Origin of the sequence: Cognataquiflexum rubidum, assembly GCF_022538115.1 — a bacterium.
Lineage (GTDB): Bacteria > Bacteroidota > Bacteroidia > Cytophagales > Cyclobacteriaceae > Cognataquiflexum > Cognataquiflexum rubidum.
This window is the reverse complement of sequence record NZ_JAKZAL010000003.1, coordinates 200,039-217,257: the sequence shown is the minus strand read 5'-3', so window position 1 is coordinate 217,257 and position 17,219 is coordinate 200,039. Positions and strand designations below refer to the sequence as shown.

Genomic DNA, 17,219 nt, shown 5'->3' with positions numbered 1-17,219 from the left:
GAAACCAAGGCAGCCAAAACAATCAGAATATGGAACCTTGCAACAATTCCAATGCTTTTTCCAAAACCTCATCTTCTTTGGCAAAGCAAAATCTCAGCATTTTGTGGTCGGTTTTATCGTGATAAAAAACGGAAACCGGGATACTTGCAACCCCCAGCTGTTTGGTCATCCTGACGGCAAGATCGTAGTCAGATTCTTGAGAAAGATGGCCGTAGGAAACCAATTGAAAGAAACTGCCCTGAGCAGGCGTAAATTCAAAATCTGTTTTCATCAAACCCCTACAAAATAGATCCCGCTTTCGGTTATAAAATGCATTCAGGTGCAGGTATCTGGATGGTTCCATCATGAAGTCAGCCAAAGCGTACTGCAAAGGAGTCGCAGTGCTGAATGTTAAAAACTGGTGGATTTTTCTGAATTCGGCAGTCAATTTTTCGGGTGCCAGACAATAGCCGATTTTCCATCCGGTGATATGAAAAGTCTTTCCGAATGAGCCACAGGCAAATGTTCGTTCTTTCAGCACCGGATGACTGAACATGGGCAGATGCTCCCGGCCATCGAAAGTGATATGCTCATATACTTCGTCACTGACAATATAGATTTCTCTGTCCTGAATCAACTCCGCCAGGGTATCCAAATCCTTTTGGGTCCAGACGTAGCCGCAGGGATTATGGGGTGTATTGACCATGATAAGACGTGTTTTGTCAGTGATGGCAGATTTTACTTTGTCCCAATCAACAGAAAAATCCGGCAATCTAAGCGACACATACACCGGCACTCCTCCATTTAACACCACTGCGGGCGCATAACTGTCATAACAAGGTTCAAGCAAAATCACCTCATCTCCTTTGTTTACCACAGCTGTCACGGCGGCAAAAAGGGCTTCTGTAGCACCTGAGACAACAGTGACTTCTGACTCTGCTTTGAAGTCCACGCCGTAAACCCTGCTGGTTTTTTCAGCAATCCTCTGCTTAAAAATGGGCACTCCGCTCATGGGCGCATATTGGTTGTATCCTTCACTGACATAATAATTCACCAGGTCATGGAGATAAGGATAGCAGTCAAAGCCCGGAAAGCCTTGTGCCAGGTTGATGGCATTGCAATCAGTCGCCAACTTCGACATGACTGTAAAGATGGTAGTTCCTACGTCGGGTAATTTTGAAAAAAGAGTCATTCAATCAAATTTGAAGAGTTTTTCTGTCTAAAAGAAAGAGAACATAACCTACAAAGATTATCCCCAATCCGAAAAGGCTTTCTTTTGGACGGTCATAAACCATGAAAACCATCACCCAAAGGCTAAAAAGAATGTAGATGTATTGCAGATAAGGCCGGAAAGGACTTTTGAATCCGGACCTGCTTTTGAGTCTGAGAGATGCAGCGATAGTCAAGGTACCCATCACTTGCAGCACAAATCCAGCATACAACAAGATAGACTCAAAAGACCCGCTGAACATCAACAACAGACTCACACCGGTATTGAACCAGATGGCCCTGACCGGAATCCCGTTTTTGTTGACTATTGCCAATGGTTTCCAAAAGGCATATTCTTTGGCCATCGCATTGGTAATCCTTGGCCCAACCCAAGTATAGCCGCTAATCGTGGCAATAAGTTGGATTCCAATGAAAAAACTTACCCAAAATACGCCTTGTGTACCGAAAAGATTTCCTAATGCCAGCGTAGCGACTTGGACTTTTCCTTCCAACTGTGCAATAGACGCGTGCTTGAGAAACACCAATTGCAGCAATATATAAACGAACATCACGAGAAAGGTCGCAGAGATCAAGGCATTAGGAAGGTTTTTTCGTGGTTGGTCTATCTCTTCTACGATGTAGGCTGCGGAATTCCATCCTGTATAGGCATAAAAAACATAGATCAGTGAAACTGCAAATCCCGGAGCAAAAATCTCCCCCTTCCATGCAGAACTGAAATCAAAACTGCTTTCAGACAGGACAGTAGCATATCCGAATCCCAAACCCAAAAGCGCAAAAACAAATAGCAACTTGATACCGGTAAGGATATTGTTAACCAGACCTGAGTGATGCACCGAAAAAGAATGAAACAAACCCATCATCACAATAGCTGCCATGCCAATGGCTTGGCTGTTTTGGAAACCGATCAATGGCTCCCAGTATTTCACCATGGCCATAGCCGCAATGGCTATCGGGGCAGAAAAACCTACCGTCAGGGATATCCATGCATAGAGATAGCCTGCTGCGGGATGAATGGTCCTCGAAAGAAATATATAATCGCCTCCCGACTGCTTGAAATGCGTACCGAGTTCGGCATAGACAAATGCCCCGATAAATGCCATCATTCCCCCTATCAGCCACAGGATGATGATGCTCCAGGTGTTTTGGCTGTCTGCGACCTGAAAACCCAGACTGGTAAAAACCCCCGTTCCGATCATGTTGGCAATCACCAAACCTGAAGCAGTTTTCCAGCCTATTTTATTTTTGATCCTCATTGACAAAGCCTGATTTTCTGATTTTTCAAATCATTTTCCGAAATAAACCAGAATTATTGAATTAACACCAAAACCTTTGGATCCAAAAATTCATCCTCGGGAAAATGCCTGTTTTAGGAAGATCGGACTTTCTCAAATCAATCCGTTCAAATGGTTTTTGAGCCATTTTTTGACTACTTTTGCGCCACTTCAATTGAATAAAGATTGAGAAAAGCCCAAATAAACCTTTTATGAGAGATATAAAATTGGTCGAGGTCCGATCGGAAATTGCCGCCGGAACAAGAGGCGCAAGCCTTGGTATCGATGCGCTCAAAATTGCCAGCTTGGACAAAACTTCGGATTTCTTTACCAGATTCGATCCTATCCATGTCCCTGATGCCAACAATTTTCTTTGGAAAGGAAACAAACATCCAAATGCCAAATACATCGATGGAGTCTATCAGGTTTTGAAAAATGTCTACAGCACCATAGAATCGCTGAGATTGGAAAAGCTTTTTCCAATAATATTGGCGGGAGATCATTCCACAGCCGCAGGCACCATCATGGGAATAAAAGCTGCGCATCCTGACAAACGGCTTGGGGTAATCTGGATAGATGCACATGCAGACCTCCACACCCCTTACACCACCCCATCGGGAAATATGCACGGGATGCCTTTGGCGATGTGCATTCAGACCGACAACAGAGATTGCGAAGTCAATCAACCTGCAGAAGAAACAGTTCAGTATTGGGAAAAAATTAAAAAAATCGGCGGCGACGCACCAAAAATAAAGGCGGAAGATATTGTCTTCATTTCCGTAAGGGATACAGAAGCACCTGAGGATTTTCTGATCAAAAAATATGGGATCAAAAATTTCACCACAGACGAAGTCAGAAACCTTGGCATTACAAAAGTAGCAGCAGAAGCTCTCAGCATCCTTGGAGATTGTGATCAGATCTACATTTCCTTTGATGTAGACAGCTTGGATTCATCGATCTCTATGGGCACCGGAACGCCTGTTGCCAATGGATTAACTGTAAAAGAAGCCCTTGAGCTCAACACAGAATTGATCAAAGACAAGCGGGTTTGCTGTTGGGAAATCGTCGAAGTGAATCCTACCCTAGATTCCGAAAACCTGATGGCCGAAAACGCCTTTGACATTCTAGAAGCGACTACCAAGTCATTGGTGGATAACTTTTGATTTAACCGCAAAGGACGCGAAGGTATCGCAATGGAAAGCAATGGGAAAGTTTGAATCATTTAATGAAAATCTTCTTTCAAGGGAAGTTCTCAATATAGCTTATGATGTTCATACTAAATTAGGCCCGGGACTTCTAGAAAATGCTTATAAACAGGTTTTGTTTTTCAAGTTAAATCAAGCCGGTTTTCAGGTTGAAATTGAAAAACCAATGCCTTTGATTATTGATGAAATTAAACTAGATGTAGGTTACAAAATTGATTTATTGGTTGAAAACAAATTGGTTTTAGAACTTAAATCAGTTGAAAGCCTGACTGATATACACGCGGCTCAAATTTTAAATTACCTCAAACTTGGAAAATTTAAGTTGGGCTTGTTAATCAATTTTAATGAAGTGAGATTAAAATACGGAATAAACGGGTAGTCAATGGACTTGAAGATCAATAGATCTTAAAAGCTTGTTCTTTGCGAAATCATTGCGAAACCTTTGCGCCCATTGCGGTAAAAAATATGAATTTAGAAAAAGAAATTACATTCGCTATCCAACGTGCTTTTTTGGAGCTTTTTGGTCATCAGGCAACTTTAGAAGAACTTGCCCTACAACCCACCCGCAAGGAATTTGAAGGGACTTTTACTTTTGTGGTGTTTCCGTTTTTGAAAATCACCAAACTCAATCCTGAGGCTTCCGGCGCAAAGATCGGGGAATACCTCGTGGCAAACTGTGATGTGGTCTCTTCTTTCAACACCGTCAAAGGATTCCTGAATATCTCCGTGAGCGAGACATCTTGGTTGGATATTTTTTCGAAGATCTACAGTAATCCTGATTTGGGCCAACTTCCCGCAAACGGAAAAAAGGTAATGGTCGAATATAGCAGCCCCAATACCAACAAGCCGCTGCATCTTGGGCACTTAAGGAATAATTTCCTAGGCTATGCCGTTGCTGAAATCCTGAAAGCCAACGGCTATGAAGTAGTCAAAGCCAACCTGGTCAATGACCGTGGCATCCACATCTGCAAGTCGATGGTGGCTTACAGACACCACGGCAATGGAGAAACCCCATCTTCAAGCGGACTAAAAGGAGACCATTTGGCAGGTAAATACTATGTGATATTTGACAAGGAATACAAAAAAGAAATCCAACAGCTTGTTGCCGAAGGTCAAACAGAAGAGCAGGCCAAGAAAAATGCACCACTCATGCTCGAAGCTCAGGAAATGCTGAGACTTTGGGAGGCAGGAGACAAAGACGTGGTAGACCTTTGGAAAACCATGAATGGTTGGGTGTATGAGGGATTTGATGGGACTTACAAAAAAATGGGAGTCGATTTCGATAAATTTTATTACGAATCAGACACTTACCTTTTAGGAAAAAACATTGTAGATGAAGGACTGGAAAAAGGTGTCTTCTTCAAAAAAGAAAACGGTTCAGTTTGGGTCGATCTGTCAGCCGAAGGCTTGGATGAAAAACTGGTTCTGAGGTCTGACGGCACTTCGGTCTACATCACCCAGGACATGGGGACCTGCGAATTGAAATACCAGGATTTTCATTTTGACAAATCGGTCTATGTAGTCGGCAACGAGCAAGATTACCATTTTGATGTTTTGTTCAAGATCATGCGCAAGTTGGGTCGTCCTTATGGAGATGGTCTGTATCACTTATCCTATGGGATGGTGGATTTGCCTACCGGAAAGATGAAATCCCGTGAAGGGACTGTGGTCGATGCAGATGACCTCATGCAGGAAATGATCGAGACTGCCGAAAGCCATACCAAAGAACTTGGAAAAATTGATGGATTCAGCGCAGAAAAAGCCGCTGAACTCTATGAAATATTGGGAATGGGAGCTTTGAAATATTTCTTGCTCAAAGTCGATCCTAAGAAAAGAATGCTATTCAACCCTCAGGAATCCATAGAATTCCAGGGAAATACCGGTCCATTTATCCAATATTCCCATGCAAGGATTGCGTCCATTCTCCGAAAAGCAGATCAGATCGGAGTAGATTACAGCAGTGCGGGATTTGAAGGATTAGATAAATTGGAGCCTGCAGAAAGAGACCTGATTGTGATATTGAATGAATTTGAGAAAAAAATCATAGCAGCAGGAGAAGAATATTCCCCTTCTGTATTAGCCCAGTATCTTTTTGACTTGGCTAAAGAATATAATAGATTCTACGCAGAATTGTCGATCTTCCACGAAAATGACCCTAAGGTCCAATCCTTTAGAATAGCAATTTCTGCCATTACCGCCAAAACAATCCGCAAGGGCATGCAGTTACTAGGTATTAAAGTCCCAGACAGAATGTAATATGAAAAAAATCCTTTTCGCTTTCGCAATCATCGCTTTAGCCTTCACAGGCTTTATCCAAAAGCAAGAACCAGTCAACAATGTATCACCAGATGAAATGGTTATGGAAAAATCCTTTTACGATTTTAAAATGAAAGACATCAATGGTCAGGAAGTCGATTTCTCCCAATTCAAAGGAAAGAAACTACTATTGGTGAATGTAGCCTCAAAATGTGGCTATACCAAACAGTACGAAGACCTCCAGAAACTTCATCAGGAACATGGAGATGAGGTGACGATCATCGGTTTTCCCGCTAATAATTTTGGCGGTCAAGAACCAGGAACCAATGAGGAAATCAAAGAATTCTGCTCTTCCAAATTCGGGGTCACCTTTATGATGATGGATAAAATATCCGTAAAAGGTGATGACAAAGCTCCCCTTTACAAATGGCTTTCAGACAAAGACTTGAACGGATGGAATGACAAAGAACCTACATGGAACTTCTGCAAATACTTCATCAATGAAAAAGGTGAACTTGTGAAGTTTTTCGCTTCTTCAGTAAAACCAATGGATGAAGAAATCCTGAAACTTATTGCTGAATAACACAAATATTTTTCACAAAAAGACCTGTTTTCCTTCCGAAAACAGGTCTTTTTGTTAGTTTTGATCCAAAATCAAAAAGTGGAAATAACCTTATCCAATAAGAGACAGGCTTGGATGCACGCCATCCGGTTGAGAACATTACCGTTGGCTCTGTCAAGTATTTTAATGGGATCATTTCTTGCAGCCTACCAAGAGGAATTTCGCTTTTGGGTATTTTTGATGGCCGCCCTGACGACTGTTTTTCTTCAGATTCTATCCAATCTCGCCAACGACTATGGAGACAGCATCCATGGTGCGGATTCTGCAGACCGGGAAGGCCCGATCCGGGCTGTGCAGTCGGGTATCATCAGCTTGGGAGAAATGAAAAAAGCAATGGTCCTTTTGGGTGCGCTTTCGCTTGTCTCAGGATTGGTGCTCTTATTCATCGCTCTTCAGGATTGGAAGTTGTTTTTGCTATTTTTGGGCTTGGGTATTGCTGCCATCATCGCAGCGGTAACCTACACTTCCGGCAGCAAGCCTTATGGCTATGCGGGATTGGGGGATATTTCAGTCTTCTTGTTTTTTGGGTTATTGGGAGTTTTAGGCACGTATTTTCTGCATTCCCTGTCCTTTGATTGGAGTATTGTTTTGCCTGCTGTTTCATTGGGATTTTTCAGTACCGCGGTGTTGAACATCAATAATATCAGGGATATCAAAGCGGATACCTTAGCGGGGAAAAAATCCATTCCTGTCCGTGTAGGCAGGAAAAACGCTGTCATTTACAATTGGGCATTGATAATCGGGGGTAATTTATCCTTGGTGCTTTTTGCAATTATCAACCAATCCTATGGCTGTCTGATTGCCTTGGCCGTGCTTCCTATCATGGCAACTGTCGGCAAATCCGTGGCATACAAAACTGAAGCGAAAGATCTTGATCCCTATCTGAAAAAAATGGCAATTTCAACATTGCTTTGGGTTTTAGTTTTTGGAATTGGAATATTATTTTTTTAGATAAAAAGCATCAGTTGGTAAAAGGATTGAGGTAAATTTTGTAATTTCCTGCATCAATAAACACCCTATACCATGAAAACAATTCTCGTTCCTTATGATTTTTCCAAAGAAGCAAACTATGCTTTTGAATTTGCCATCGAATTGGCAAAAAGGACAAAAAACAAATTAGAACTCTTACACATTATCGAACTGCCCTCGCCACAGAGTTTTTCGAGTTATGGTGAAGTTGGTGCCTTTAGCAGCGAATCAAGCCAGATTTTTATGATCGAGCTGATCGAAAAGAGAAAAAAACAGATGGCTGCGATGGAGGATGAATTCAAAGACGACGATTTTAAATTTGAAACCAAAATGGTTTTTGGAAATCCATTTGCAGGAATTTCAAAAGAAATCATCGATGCCAAAGCTGATATTGTAATCATGGGGAGCAAAGGTTCATCGGGCATGGAGGAAGTATTGGTCGGTAGCAATACCGAAAAAGTGGTAAGACACGCTTCCTGTCCGGTCATCACCATCAAAGGCCCTGTCTCGGCAGACAGTATCCGTAAAGTGATTTTCGCAAGTGACTTTGGCAGCGTTCCAAGTGAAGTAATAGACAGACTAAAGGCTGCCATAAACACAATCGATGCGGAACTACATCTTGTCAAAATCAATACCCCTTCGATGTTTGAAAGCACGAGGACTTCCATGGAAAAGATGAAAACCTTTGCAGAAGATTTTGAGATCAATGCAGCTTCCATGCAGGTTTACAACAGCACTTCGGAAGAAGAAGGTATACTGGAGTTTGCCGATGATGTCAATGCCGACATGATCGCCATGGCTACGCATGGCAGGACAGGATTTTTGCACCTGCTGAGCGGAAGTATTGCTGAAGATGTGGTCAATGCTGCCCAAAGGCCGGTGTGGACCATGAAATCAAAAAAATAAAATGTCAAAAAAGAACAACAACGACTGGAAGAAAAGGGACGGCGTAGTCTATTCCACGAGCAATGATTTTGCATTCAATTTTGGGGGTGAAAAAGAAGATGAAACTTTGGCTCCCCAAAAGCAAAATCTCAAAGTCATGTTGGACAAAAAATCCCGTGGCGGCAAGCAGGTGACTTTGATAGAAGGATTTGTCGGGACAGAGGATGACCTCAAAGAACTAGGCAAATTGCTCAAAAACAAATGCGGTGTCGGGGGAAGTGCCAAAGAAGGAGAAATTCTCATCCAAGGAGACCATCGTGATAAAGTCATTCAAATCTTGCTACAGGAAGGTTATAAAGCCAAAAAAGTAGGAGGATAACCTCTTTCCAGAATCTAAAATATTGCACCAAGCTTTGAATCAAGGCTTGGTGTTTTGTTTACACCTTTTACACAAAGTCATGCGCAACAGATTTTCGTATTTTTTAGAATTGGTGGTCTTGATACCTGTATTTCCGGTTCTTTATATCATTGGAACAAGATTGAAAAACAACCTTGTAAAACTTCCGCCAAGGAGTGAATTTTTAAAACTTGAAAGCTCAAATCCAGAATCCTGTCTATTGATAATCGGAGAATCCACCGCAGCCGGCGTAGGCGCCACGAGTATCGAGACGACATTTGCCACTCATATATTCAAAAATTTAAAAGGGCGATTCACTATTTTCAATATTGGTGAAAACGGCCTCAAAGCACAAAATCTCCAAGACCTCTTCAGAAAATCCGAGAATGAAATGACCAATGCTTTTTCCAAAACCATCATTCTGATCGGTGCGAATGATTGCTTTGAATTAACACCTCCCAAAAAATTCAAACGGGAAATGGAATCCTTCATCCAGTTTTTGGTAGAGGAAAAAGGAGTAAAAAAAATCACTATCCCTTTGATTCCACCGGTTCAAAATTTCCCGGGAATACCACAAATCATGCGGATTTTCTTGGGATGGCACAGGAGTATTCTAACTAGGGAATTGGAGTTTTTGGAGAAAAAATTACCCCATCTTTCTTTTGAAAATAACCGAGACAAGTACCCAGGAGAGTTTTTTTCAGAAGATGGCATCCATCCTTCCGATATGGGCTATGAGATGATAGCCTTCTCCGTCGCTGCAAAGGTCGAAGATAATATATGACCAAATTCAGGGAACTTAAACTCAAACAAAGAAGAACCCTGTTCCGAAAAATTGCAGGTTTGGGGTAATTTTGGAAATTTTTAAATTACAGCTTTTACCAAAGAAAAATGAAACAATTCATAGCAAAATTTGCCTTGGTGGTCAGGGACTATGACGAAGCCATCGCTTTTTACACCAAAAAACTCTCCTTTCAATTATTGGAAGATACCCGCATGTCTGATACCAAAAGATGGGTCAGAATCGCACCTCCGGGATATGAATATGGACAATGCGAAATCTTATTGGCCAAAGCGGCAGATGAAGTCCAGCTCCAGGCAGTCGGAAACCAAAGCGGTGGGCGTGTTTTTTTGTTTTTGTACACCGATGATTTCGAAAGGGATTACCAAAATCTTTTAGATCAGAACATCAAAATCTTCCGTCCAAAAAGCACGGAGCCCTACGGAACAGTAGCCGTATTTGAGGACCTCTATGGCAATCTTTGGGACCTGATCCAACCTAACTGATGCTTACAAAAAAGCAAAAAACCGCAAAACTCATTTCTCTAATCGGACATCCGTTGTTGTTCGGAAATGCTTACGTGATTTTTATGTCCTTTCAGAATCTCGAAAGGAAAATGGCCTTGATGGTTTCTTTCCTCGTGATTGTTCTTGTAGCAGTTCCCATCATTTGGAACAATTATCGGAAAATGAAAAGCGGGGAATATACCAACTTTGATGTCTCCGACAGGACGCAAAGGAAAGGCTTCTATCCTTTTGCCATCAGCCTATTTGTGGTCTTGCTTTTGGTTTTTTGGATCCTCGATTTTCCGGGAGAAGTCCTGCGTCAAACATTGGTTTTCTTTATATTGGTACTGACCATGGCCTTAGTCAATCTCAAAATAAAAGCCTCCATGCATGCCGGAATCGCATTTTATATAGTGGTAAATATTTTTGTGTTCGGGTTTTTGCCGGGATCTATCACTCTGGGATTTGCACTTGCAGTGGCATGGTCAAGGTGGGAAATGAAGAGACACAGTATGAAAGAATTGGTCATCGGCGCCATAATCGGTTCTTTTTTCGGTGCAATTGGACTAATGATTTGAGAAGTTTGTCTCTGAATTCATTTTTATAGATCAATCTGAAAGAGACTCAAATCTTCCCCTTCTTTGACCTGAAAAGTTTTCTGATATTGAAATCCTAGCTTTTCTAAAAGTTTTATGGAGCGTTGGTTGTCGGGAAGGACAATGGCTAGAATAGTTAGCAGTTTCAACTGACTTTTCGTATGCTCCAAAACTGCATTTGCAGCCTCAAAGGCAAATCCTTTGCCCATGTAATCCGAAAGGAACGCAAATCCCAAATCAGGATTTTCTAAAGTTTCTCTTTTGAGTAGGCCACACAATCCGATTGGTAATTTTGAAATCCTTTCTTCTACTAAATACAGGCCAAAACCATTCTCTTTATAACTTTTGAGTGGACCGTTCAAAAGGTAATCCTTTGCCTGCTCTTCATTTTTGACCCCCCGATCTCCGATATATTTCAGCCAACCGGGACTGTTCAGCAGGGAAAGGATAAAAGGGACATCGCCCAGGTTTAATTCTCTCAGGAGAAGACGGTCAGTTTCAAGGATGGGATTCATGGATGTGAAATAGAGGTAACGGAAATGTGAAAGAAAAATAAAAAAATCCCGGCCCAAAATCGATTTTACAATTTTGAGCCAGGATTCAGCAATAAATTAATTTCTTACTTATTATGCAGTCATGCTTGGTCTGACTTCGATTTTACTTAGAAGTGTCCGTGGATTCATTTGCATCAAGTCCACCACCATCTGGCCTATATCTTCAATCTGAATTTTCCAGGCATCTTTTTCATTGGGTTGGTGGTTGTTGAAATAGGTAGCCACCGAACCCGGCATGATCGTGGTAGCCCTGATTCCATGCTGACGTAGGTCAAGCATAGCAGCTTGGGTAAAACCTGTGACCCCAAATTTACTAGCATTATATGCAGATCCGTTGACAAAGAAATTGGTCCCTGCAAGGGAAGAAATGGAAATAAAATATCCTTTTGAGGCTTTCAATCCATCCAATCCTGCCTTTAAACTGTAAAATACACCCGTCAGGTTGGTATCAATCGTATCCTGCCATTGCTCTAAAGTCATGTCCTCCACAGATGCAAAAAAACCTACACCTGCATTGGCAACCAAAAGGTCTAAACTTCCCCATTTTTTCAAGAGTGTATCCACTGCTTTTTGTTGGGAATCAAATTTCCTCACATCTGCTTTGATACCAATAGCTTCGCCCTTTCCCGATTTGTTCAATTCAGCAGCAGCATCGTCTGCACTTTTCTGAGACCTGCTTGTGATCGCCACGTTCATCCCATGCGCCATCAAAGCGGCTGCAATCCCGTATCCGATCCCTTTGCTTCCGCCTGTGATCAGGGCTGTTTTGTTTTTAAGATTCTGCATAGTCATATTTGGTTTAAAAATGTGTACAATAAAATAATTAAACCATTGGAAATCAGTACAGGTTCAATAAATCCCATTTTTTTCTTGACCTTTCTATGCGTATAATATATATTTATACGTATTCAATTTTCTCATGAAAAAAAAACTCAATATAACCATTGAAGAAAACTTGCTGAATGAGGTCAAGCAATATGCCATTGAGCAAGATATCAGCATTTCAAATTTGGTTGAAACCCATTTTGCGGAAATTCTAAAACCAAAAACCAAAACAAAAAGTAATTTAGGTCTGATTGAATTTTTAAAGACTTTACCCAAGTCAAAAACTGAATTTCCTGAAGATTTTGATTGGAAGGAAACCTATTTTAAATCAAAACTAACCTAAATGAAGCATCGGGTATATTTTGATTCAAATGTCCTCTTGGACTTCTTTCTAGAGAGAGGAACCACAGGGATTACAGAATTATTTGAGTCAATTGATCAAAGAAAAATTATTGGATTTGTAAGTATATCCTCCATCCAAATCTGTATTTATTTTTTAGAAAAAAGTAAAGGCTTGGAAGCCACCAAGGCCATTCTGGAAATGATAATTTTGAATTTTGAGTTATTGGAGGCCAACAAGAATACTTTAATTAAAGCCATAAAATCAGACTTTGGAGATTTAGAAGATGCCCTCCAATATTTCACCGCACTTGAAAATGACATAAGTGTAATTGTAACCTCTGACAAAGGTTTTTTGAAGAAATCAACCCCCATTCTTCCGATCATTTCTCCTCACGAATTTTCCGAGCTGCTTTAAGCCAAAAATCACTTTCCCAAATTCCTTTGCTCCGTCAAAAAAAAGAAACATGGAATTTCTATTTTTCCATGTTTCCCCAAGTATGCTGTATTTTTTAAAACACGGGCATTCATTCCTGAATACCTACCAAACCTACACCAGTTCCAATGCCTGCGCTAGGTCCTCTTTCAGGTCTTCGACATCTTCTATCCCAACACTGAGTCTGATCAACGAATCTACCAAACCCACTTTTTCTCTTTCTGCTTTTGGAATGCTTGCGTGTGTCATGGTAGCGGGATGTCCACAAAGGGATTCAACTCCACCGAGAGATTCCGCAAGGGAGAAATAATGCATGTTTTCCAAAACCTTGATGGCATCTTCCAATTTGTTGCCTTTGATGACAAAAGAAATCATTCCCCCAAAGTCCCGCATCTGTTTTTTGGCCACGGCATGGTTTGGATGGGTCTCAAATCCCGGCCAATATACTTTGTCCACTTTAGGATGGGATTTCAGAAAATGGGCAATTGCTGCACCATTTTGGCAATGTCTTTCCATGCGGATATGGAGTGTTTTGATTCCTCTTAATACCAAAAAGCAATCCTGAGGTCCGGGTGTCGCTCCGCAGGCATTTTGGAGGAAAGCCAATTGCTTGGCAAGTTCATCGTCATTGACTATCAACGCGCCCATCACGGTATCAGAATGACCTGCAAGGTATTTGGTGACGGAATGCATGACAATATCTGCCCCCATATCCAAAGGGTTTTGGAGAAACGGGGTCGCAAAAGTGTTATCGACCGCAAATAATATCTTGTGCTTCTTGGCAATCTTTCCGATTTCCTCCACATCAATGATGTTCATCATCGGATTGGTGGGAGTCTCAGCCCAGATCATCTTGGTGTTTTTGTTGATATAGGATTCAATCGACACGGGATTTTCCATTGAGATAAAATGAAATTTGATCCCATAGCGCTCAAAAACCTTGGTAAAAATCCTGTAGGTTCCGCCGTAGAGGTCATTGGTACTGATGACTTCGTCACCGGGATTGAGCAATTTGACCACTGCATCGATGGCTCCCAGGCCTGATGAAAAGCACAAACCGTGCTTTCCGTTTTCGAGGGCAGCAAGGTTTTTTTGCAGTGCATCCCGGGTAGGGTTTTGGGTTCTTGCATATTCATACCCTTTGTGCACTCCGGGGGATTTTTGGACATATGTCGAAGTTTGAAAAATCGGGGTCATGATTGCCCCTGTGGATGGATCCGGTTCTACACCGGCATGGATTGCTTTTGTTCCAAATTTCATATTTCTGCTATCTAATTTCTTTGGGTTTAATTCCGAAGTTTTGATTTCCTTTGCGCTTCAGTGGCCCAAAGATGGAAAAAAAGCAAGGTATATTCAAGGAATTCCAATCCGCCTACAGGATAAATCCGGTCGTTGCTTTGGCACTTGTTTGGGTTGCAGTGGTGCCATCCCTAGGCAGTCTTTTGGGAATTCCGGTTTTGATCCATTATTCCGAGAATCTCCAAAATTGGGATTTTTCCTCTGTCATGGCTGCCGCTACATACCTGCTTTTTGTTACCTTATTGATGGGTTTAGCCCTGATGCCCACCACGCTGGTCGCAGTCCTTTCGGGGTTTTTATTTGGTTGGGAAGCTTTTTTGTATCTGTTTTTAGCCTATAATTTTGCTTCTGTGTTGGGTTATGCATGGGGCAAAAAACTCGGTGGAGAAAGTCTAGATCTGATTTTGGACAGGTACCCCAAAGCAAAAAACCTGATCGAAATGAAAAGAAACCGGATGGGAGAATTGATTTTTTTTGGAAGATTGAGTCCCATCCTACCATTTGCAGTTTCTAACCTTCTTTTTTCATTGCTGCATGTCGGCTGGAAAAAACTCGTACTTTTTGGCAGTATCGGAATGTTGCCAAGAACAATTATTACCTTTTCTGCCGGAACTCTTGGTACAGATATCTATAGTGCAATCAATCAGGAAGGGATTTCAGGAAAAGCCTGGATTTTCATTTTTCTTTTGTTACTGAGTTTATGGGGAATTTGGCGGTTTTTCAGTAGAAAATAAAACGCCTTGTTACCACCCATTTTCACCTGAAAAATGAAGAACATAAAAAATTCCTTAGGTCACAAAACCTGATTTCTTTTTGCAAACCATAGCTGTTTGTCCCGATAGTTTTTAAATTTATTTCAAGATTCAATACAAGATTATCCATTTATCAATTACCAAAAGTCTATGCAAAAAATAGGATATTTTATGGTTGCATTTTTCTTGGTATTCAGTGCAAAGGCACAGGACAGTACCATGGATGCAAGAGCGGTGGTTCTTTTGGACCGAATGAGTGAGGTCATCGGAGACCTCGGTTCATGTAGTTTTCAGCTGAGAACAGGAGTAGATGCTCCTGACCTCAATAAAGGGTTGATCCGGCAACATTTCGTCCATGATGTACATATCGTGGGACCCGACAAAATGCATGTCCATACCAAAGGACCAAAAGAAGAAGTGGGATATTGGTACAATACCGACATGTTAATGATTTATTCATTTACCGGCAATACTTATGGATTTATCGAAACACCGGATAATATTGTCGAGACCATGGATATGGTCAATAAGGATTATGGTATAGATTTTCCTGCAGGGGATTTCTTCTACCCTTCCTTTACGGATGATTTGATGGAGTATAGCGAAAGCATCTATTACATGGGTTTGGTACATTTTGATGGAAAAGATTACCACCATATAATTGCAAAAGGAGCGGACAAACACATTCAGATTTGGATACACAACGACACATTTGCCCTTCCTGCGCGATATGTCATCCATGAGAAAAAAAACGGAGAGACCCTGCAATTCGAAGGTATATTTTCCAATTGGAAGTTAAACCCGGAATTACCGGAAGCTATCTTTGATTTTGTGGCTCCAGAAAATGCAAGACGCTTAAATATCGTTTCCAAATCATCAACCTATTGAAATTAAAGCTCATGATTATGATCAATAAATATGCAAAATTGGCAGGTATAGCAATGTTGATGCTATTCCTGACTGTTAATCCAGATGGCCTTTTGGCTCAGAGAATGAGCCATGGTGGTGGTGGCCGCTCAGGTGGTGGTGCGGCTGCAAGGCCGAGTAGTGGTGGAGCTTCCAGACCAAGTGGTGGTGGCGCTGCTTCAAGACCAAGTACAAGTAGTCCTTCTAGATCCAATACCGGTAGTAGTCCTTCAAGACAGCAGGCTACAGCTCCTTCAAACCGAGCCTCACAACCTTCAGCTCGACCTTCTACTGGCACACCTTCTCAAGGATCCATTAATGGTGGCGCACAGAGAGGATCTGATAGAAAAGTCAATACCAATCAGGCTACAAGTGATCGCTCTATCAATTCTACACGCCAATCCAGAGATCAGGGTGCCGGCGCAAATAGTCAAGCAAGCGCTTCAGGAAATAGAGCCGGAAATAGAGAAGGTGATAGAACAGGAAGTGCCTCAGGCGCTAGGCCAGGTGCGGATGGCGGAAGAAATCCCGGCGTAGGCAATAACAACAGACCCGGCGGTGGAAACGGACCTGGTGGTGGAAACAGACCTGGGGGAGGTAACAATAACATCAATATCGGGAACAACAACAATATCAATATCAATGCCCAAAGAAATACAGTGGTAAGGGTAAATGTGATGTCTCCCATGATGATGAGGCCTCCGTTTATGTTTGGCCGTATGTCGGTTTTTGCATTCCATCCATTTTTCTTTTTCGCATTCAGACCTTTCTTTTGGGGTCCAATGTGGCATCCTTGGGGTTTTTGGATGCCGATGCCTCCGCCTCAGGCTCAGGTGGTGAACGTTGTCAATGAAACCAATATCACCAACGTGACCAACGTGACGAATGTCGTCAATGAATTCCAATATGCAGATGGGGTATTCTACCAAAAAGACGATGAAGGATGGGTGGTCGTTCCCGCACCGATTGGTGCCGAAGTAAGCTCTATACCGGACAATTACGAAATAGTCAAATTGGAAGACAATGAAATCAACTATTATTGGGGCGGAGCATTCTACGAAAAAACCGCCAAGGGATATGTTGTCGTGCCACCAACAGCAGGAGCATTAGTAGAAAATCTCTCCGAAGGCGGGGAGGAAGTTAAAGTAGGAGAAAGAACCCTTGTGAGATATGGGGAAACCTATTTCCAACCGGTACAGGTTAATGGCAAAAACATGTATGAGATTGTATACATTGAATATGCAGAGGAAGAAGAGTAAGATTCAATTTAGATAGTAACAAAGAAGCCTGTTTCTGGTGAGAAACAGGCTTCTTTGTTTTGAATGCTTTGGGTAACCCCGGAAAAACCAAGTAAACGGCACACCTTTATTTAGACTATTAGCCTTTTTAAAACCTGCTATGGTTCTGTGAT

The 17,219-nt window shown here is 41.7% G+C and carries 20 protein-coding genes; 15 read left to right on the top strand and 5 right to left on the bottom strand.

The features are described from left to right. Positions 1-22: 22 nt before the first annotated feature. A complete protein-coding gene (locus MMU05_RS05125) occupies positions 23-1,171 on the bottom strand; it encodes a methionine aminotransferase (protein ID WP_241140596.1) in 1,149 nt (382 codons plus the stop codon). 4 nt (positions 1,172-1,175) lie between these two features. Further along, positions 1,176-2,462: an APC family permease gene (locus MMU05_RS05120; RefSeq protein ID WP_241140595.1), complete on the bottom strand. Its 1,287-nt coding sequence runs from the start codon at positions 2,460-2,462 to the stop codon at positions 1,176-1,178. A 230-nt stretch (positions 2,463-2,692) separates the two neighbouring features. On the opposite strand from MMU05_RS05120, the gene MMU05_RS05115 reads away from it, so the two are divergent. The 10 genes from MMU05_RS05115 to MMU05_RS05070 all read left to right on the top strand — a co-directional run bounded on the left by MMU05_RS05115 (position 2,693) and on the right by MMU05_RS05070 (position 10,679). Further along, entirely contained in the window at positions 2,693-3,643 is a 951-nt protein-coding gene (locus MMU05_RS05115; RefSeq protein ID WP_241140594.1) for an arginase, read from the top strand. Between the two features lie 40 nt (positions 3,644-3,683). Next, positions 3,684-4,064, top strand: a complete 381-nt coding sequence (locus MMU05_RS05110) for a GxxExxY protein (RefSeq protein ID WP_241140593.1) — start codon at positions 3,684-3,686, stop codon at positions 4,062-4,064. Between the two features lie 86 nt (positions 4,065-4,150). Beyond that, entirely contained in the window at positions 4,151-5,941 is a 1,791-nt protein-coding gene (argS, locus tag MMU05_RS05105) for an arginine--tRNA ligase (protein ID WP_241140592.1), read from the top strand. Between the two features lies 1 nt (position 5,942). Next, positions 5,943-6,524 (top strand): glutathione peroxidase, encoded by a 582-nt coding sequence (locus MMU05_RS05100; RefSeq protein WP_241140591.1) that lies wholly within the window; start codon positions 5,943-5,945, stop codon positions 6,522-6,524. A gap of 78 nt (positions 6,525-6,602) precedes the next feature. Continuing rightward, the gene (locus MMU05_RS05095) at positions 6,603-7,514 is read left to right on the top strand and encodes a 1,4-dihydroxy-2-naphthoate polyprenyltransferase (RefSeq protein ID WP_241140590.1); all 912 of its coding nucleotides are present in this window, start codon (positions 6,603-6,605) and stop codon (positions 7,512-7,514) included. Positions 7,515-7,586: 72 nt separating this feature from the next. Next, positions 7,587-8,438: a universal stress protein gene (locus MMU05_RS05090; protein ID WP_241140589.1), complete on the top strand. Its 852-nt coding sequence runs from the start codon at positions 7,587-7,589 to the stop codon at positions 8,436-8,438. 1 nt (position 8,439) lies between these two features. Then, a complete protein-coding gene (locus tag MMU05_RS05085; protein ID WP_241140588.1) occupies positions 8,440-8,796 on the top strand; it encodes a translation initiation factor in 357 nt (118 codons plus the stop codon). A 79-nt stretch (positions 8,797-8,875) separates the two neighbouring features. Then, positions 8,876-9,598 carry a GDSL-type esterase/lipase family protein gene (locus MMU05_RS05080; RefSeq protein ID WP_241140587.1) on the top strand — a complete coding sequence of 241 codons (723 nt, stop codon included), beginning with the start codon at positions 8,876-8,878 and terminating at the stop codon, positions 9,596-9,598. 107 nt (positions 9,599-9,705) lie between these two features. Further along, positions 9,706-10,101: a VOC family protein gene (locus MMU05_RS05075; protein WP_241140586.1), complete on the top strand. Its 396-nt coding sequence runs from the start codon at positions 9,706-9,708 to the stop codon at positions 10,099-10,101. Next, on the top strand, positions 10,101-10,679 hold the full coding sequence (locus MMU05_RS05070) for a phosphatase PAP2 family protein (protein WP_241140585.1): 579 nt from the start codon (positions 10,101-10,103) through the stop codon (positions 10,677-10,679). The genes MMU05_RS05075 and MMU05_RS05070 overlap by 1 nt, the downstream gene beginning before the upstream one ends. Before the next feature lie 23 nt (positions 10,680-10,702). Here MMU05_RS05070 and MMU05_RS05065 read toward each other — a convergent pair whose 3' ends face one another. Both MMU05_RS05065 and MMU05_RS05060 read right to left on the bottom strand, forming a co-directional pair. Further along, complete coding sequence (locus tag MMU05_RS05065; RefSeq protein ID WP_241140584.1) at positions 10,703-11,212, bottom strand: GNAT family N-acetyltransferase; 510 nt, start codon at positions 11,210-11,212, stop codon at positions 10,703-10,705. A 111-nt stretch (positions 11,213-11,323) separates the two neighbouring features. After that, positions 11,324-12,037: an SDR family oxidoreductase gene (locus MMU05_RS05060; protein ID WP_241140583.1), complete on the bottom strand. Its 714-nt coding sequence runs from the start codon at positions 12,035-12,037 to the stop codon at positions 11,324-11,326. A gap of 133 nt (positions 12,038-12,170) precedes the next feature. On the opposite strand from MMU05_RS05060, the gene MMU05_RS05055 reads away from it, so the two are divergent. Together MMU05_RS05055 and MMU05_RS05050 are read left to right on the top strand one after the other, a co-directional pair. Further along, a complete protein-coding gene (locus MMU05_RS05055; protein WP_113925359.1) occupies positions 12,171-12,419 on the top strand; it encodes a DUF6364 family protein in 249 nt (82 codons plus the stop codon). Next, positions 12,420-12,833: a type II toxin-antitoxin system VapC family toxin gene (locus MMU05_RS05050; RefSeq protein WP_241140582.1), complete on the top strand. Its 414-nt coding sequence runs from the start codon at positions 12,420-12,422 to the stop codon at positions 12,831-12,833. Between the two features lie 132 nt (positions 12,834-12,965). On the opposite strand, the gene MMU05_RS05045 is transcribed toward MMU05_RS05050, so the two are convergent. Beyond that, the gene (locus MMU05_RS05045) at positions 12,966-14,111 is read right to left on the bottom strand and encodes a trans-sulfuration enzyme family protein (protein ID WP_241140581.1); all 1,146 of its coding nucleotides are present in this window, start codon (positions 14,109-14,111) and stop codon (positions 12,966-12,968) included. Between the two features lie 71 nt (positions 14,112-14,182). Between MMU05_RS05045 and MMU05_RS05040 the strand changes: the two genes are divergently transcribed. From MMU05_RS05040 to MMU05_RS05030, 3 genes are all read left to right on the top strand, one after another. Then, positions 14,183-14,884, top strand: coding sequence for a TVP38/TMEM64 family protein (locus MMU05_RS05040; RefSeq protein WP_241140580.1), 702 nt, complete (start codon positions 14,183-14,185; stop codon positions 14,882-14,884). Between the two features lie 168 nt (positions 14,885-15,052). After that, on the top strand, positions 15,053-15,790 hold the full coding sequence (locus MMU05_RS05035) for a DUF2092 domain-containing protein (protein WP_241140579.1): 738 nt from the start codon (positions 15,053-15,055) through the stop codon (positions 15,788-15,790). Between the two features lie 17 nt (positions 15,791-15,807). Further along, positions 15,808-17,067, top strand: a complete 1,260-nt coding sequence (locus MMU05_RS05030) for a DUF6515 family protein (RefSeq protein WP_241140578.1) — start codon at positions 15,808-15,810, stop codon at positions 17,065-17,067. The last annotated feature ends 152 nt before the right edge of the window (positions 17,068-17,219 follow it).

Coding starts and splice junctions, on each gene's coding strand:
- MMU05_RS05055 (WP_113925359.1), top strand. CDS start 12,171: ATGAAAAAAAAACTCAATATAACCATTGAAGAAAACTTGCTGAATGAG.
- MMU05_RS05045 (WP_241140581.1), bottom strand. CDS start 14,111: ATGAAATTTGGAACAAAAGCAATCCATGCCGGTGTAGAACCGGATCCA.
- MMU05_RS05035 (WP_241140579.1), top strand. CDS start 15,053: ATGCAAAAAATAGGATATTTTATGGTTGCATTTTTCTTGGTATTCAGT.
- argS (WP_241140592.1), top strand. CDS start 4,151: ATGAATTTAGAAAAAGAAATTACATTCGCTATCCAACGTGCTTTTTTG.
- MMU05_RS05050 (WP_241140582.1), top strand. CDS start 12,420: ATGAAGCATCGGGTATATTTTGATTCAAATGTCCTCTTGGACTTCTTT.
- MMU05_RS05070 (WP_241140585.1), top strand. CDS start 10,101: ATGCTTACAAAAAAGCAAAAAACCGCAAAACTCATTTCTCTAATCGGA.
- MMU05_RS05090 (WP_241140589.1), top strand. CDS start 7,587: ATGAAAACAATTCTCGTTCCTTATGATTTTTCCAAAGAAGCAAACTAT.
- MMU05_RS05060 (WP_241140583.1), bottom strand. CDS start 12,037: ATGCAGAATCTTAAAAACAAAACAGCCCTGATCACAGGCGGAAGCAAA.
- MMU05_RS05075 (WP_241140586.1), top strand. CDS start 9,706: ATGAAACAATTCATAGCAAAATTTGCCTTGGTGGTCAGGGACTATGAC.
- MMU05_RS05030 (WP_241140578.1), top strand. CDS start 15,808: ATGATCAATAAATATGCAAAATTGGCAGGTATAGCAATGTTGATGCTA.
- MMU05_RS05040 (WP_241140580.1), top strand. CDS start 14,183: ATGGAAAAAAAGCAAGGTATATTCAAGGAATTCCAATCCGCCTACAGG.
- MMU05_RS05110 (WP_241140593.1), top strand. CDS start 3,684: ATGGGAAAGTTTGAATCATTTAATGAAAATCTTCTTTCAAGGGAAGTT.
- MMU05_RS05115 (WP_241140594.1), top strand. CDS start 2,693: ATGAGAGATATAAAATTGGTCGAGGTCCGATCGGAAATTGCCGCCGGA.
- MMU05_RS05125 (WP_241140596.1), bottom strand. CDS start 1,171: ATGACTCTTTTTTCAAAATTACCCGACGTAGGAACTACCATCTTTACA.
- MMU05_RS05080 (WP_241140587.1), top strand. CDS start 8,876: ATGCGCAACAGATTTTCGTATTTTTTAGAATTGGTGGTCTTGATACCT.
- MMU05_RS05065 (WP_241140584.1), bottom strand. CDS start 11,212: ATGAATCCCATCCTTGAAACTGACCGTCTTCTCCTGAGAGAATTAAAC.
- MMU05_RS05120 (WP_241140595.1), bottom strand. CDS start 2,462: ATGAGGATCAAAAATAAAATAGGCTGGAAAACTGCTTCAGGTTTGGTG.
- MMU05_RS05100 (WP_241140591.1), top strand. CDS start 5,943: ATGAAAAAAATCCTTTTCGCTTTCGCAATCATCGCTTTAGCCTTCACA.
- MMU05_RS05085 (WP_241140588.1), top strand. CDS start 8,440: ATGTCAAAAAAGAACAACAACGACTGGAAGAAAAGGGACGGCGTAGTC.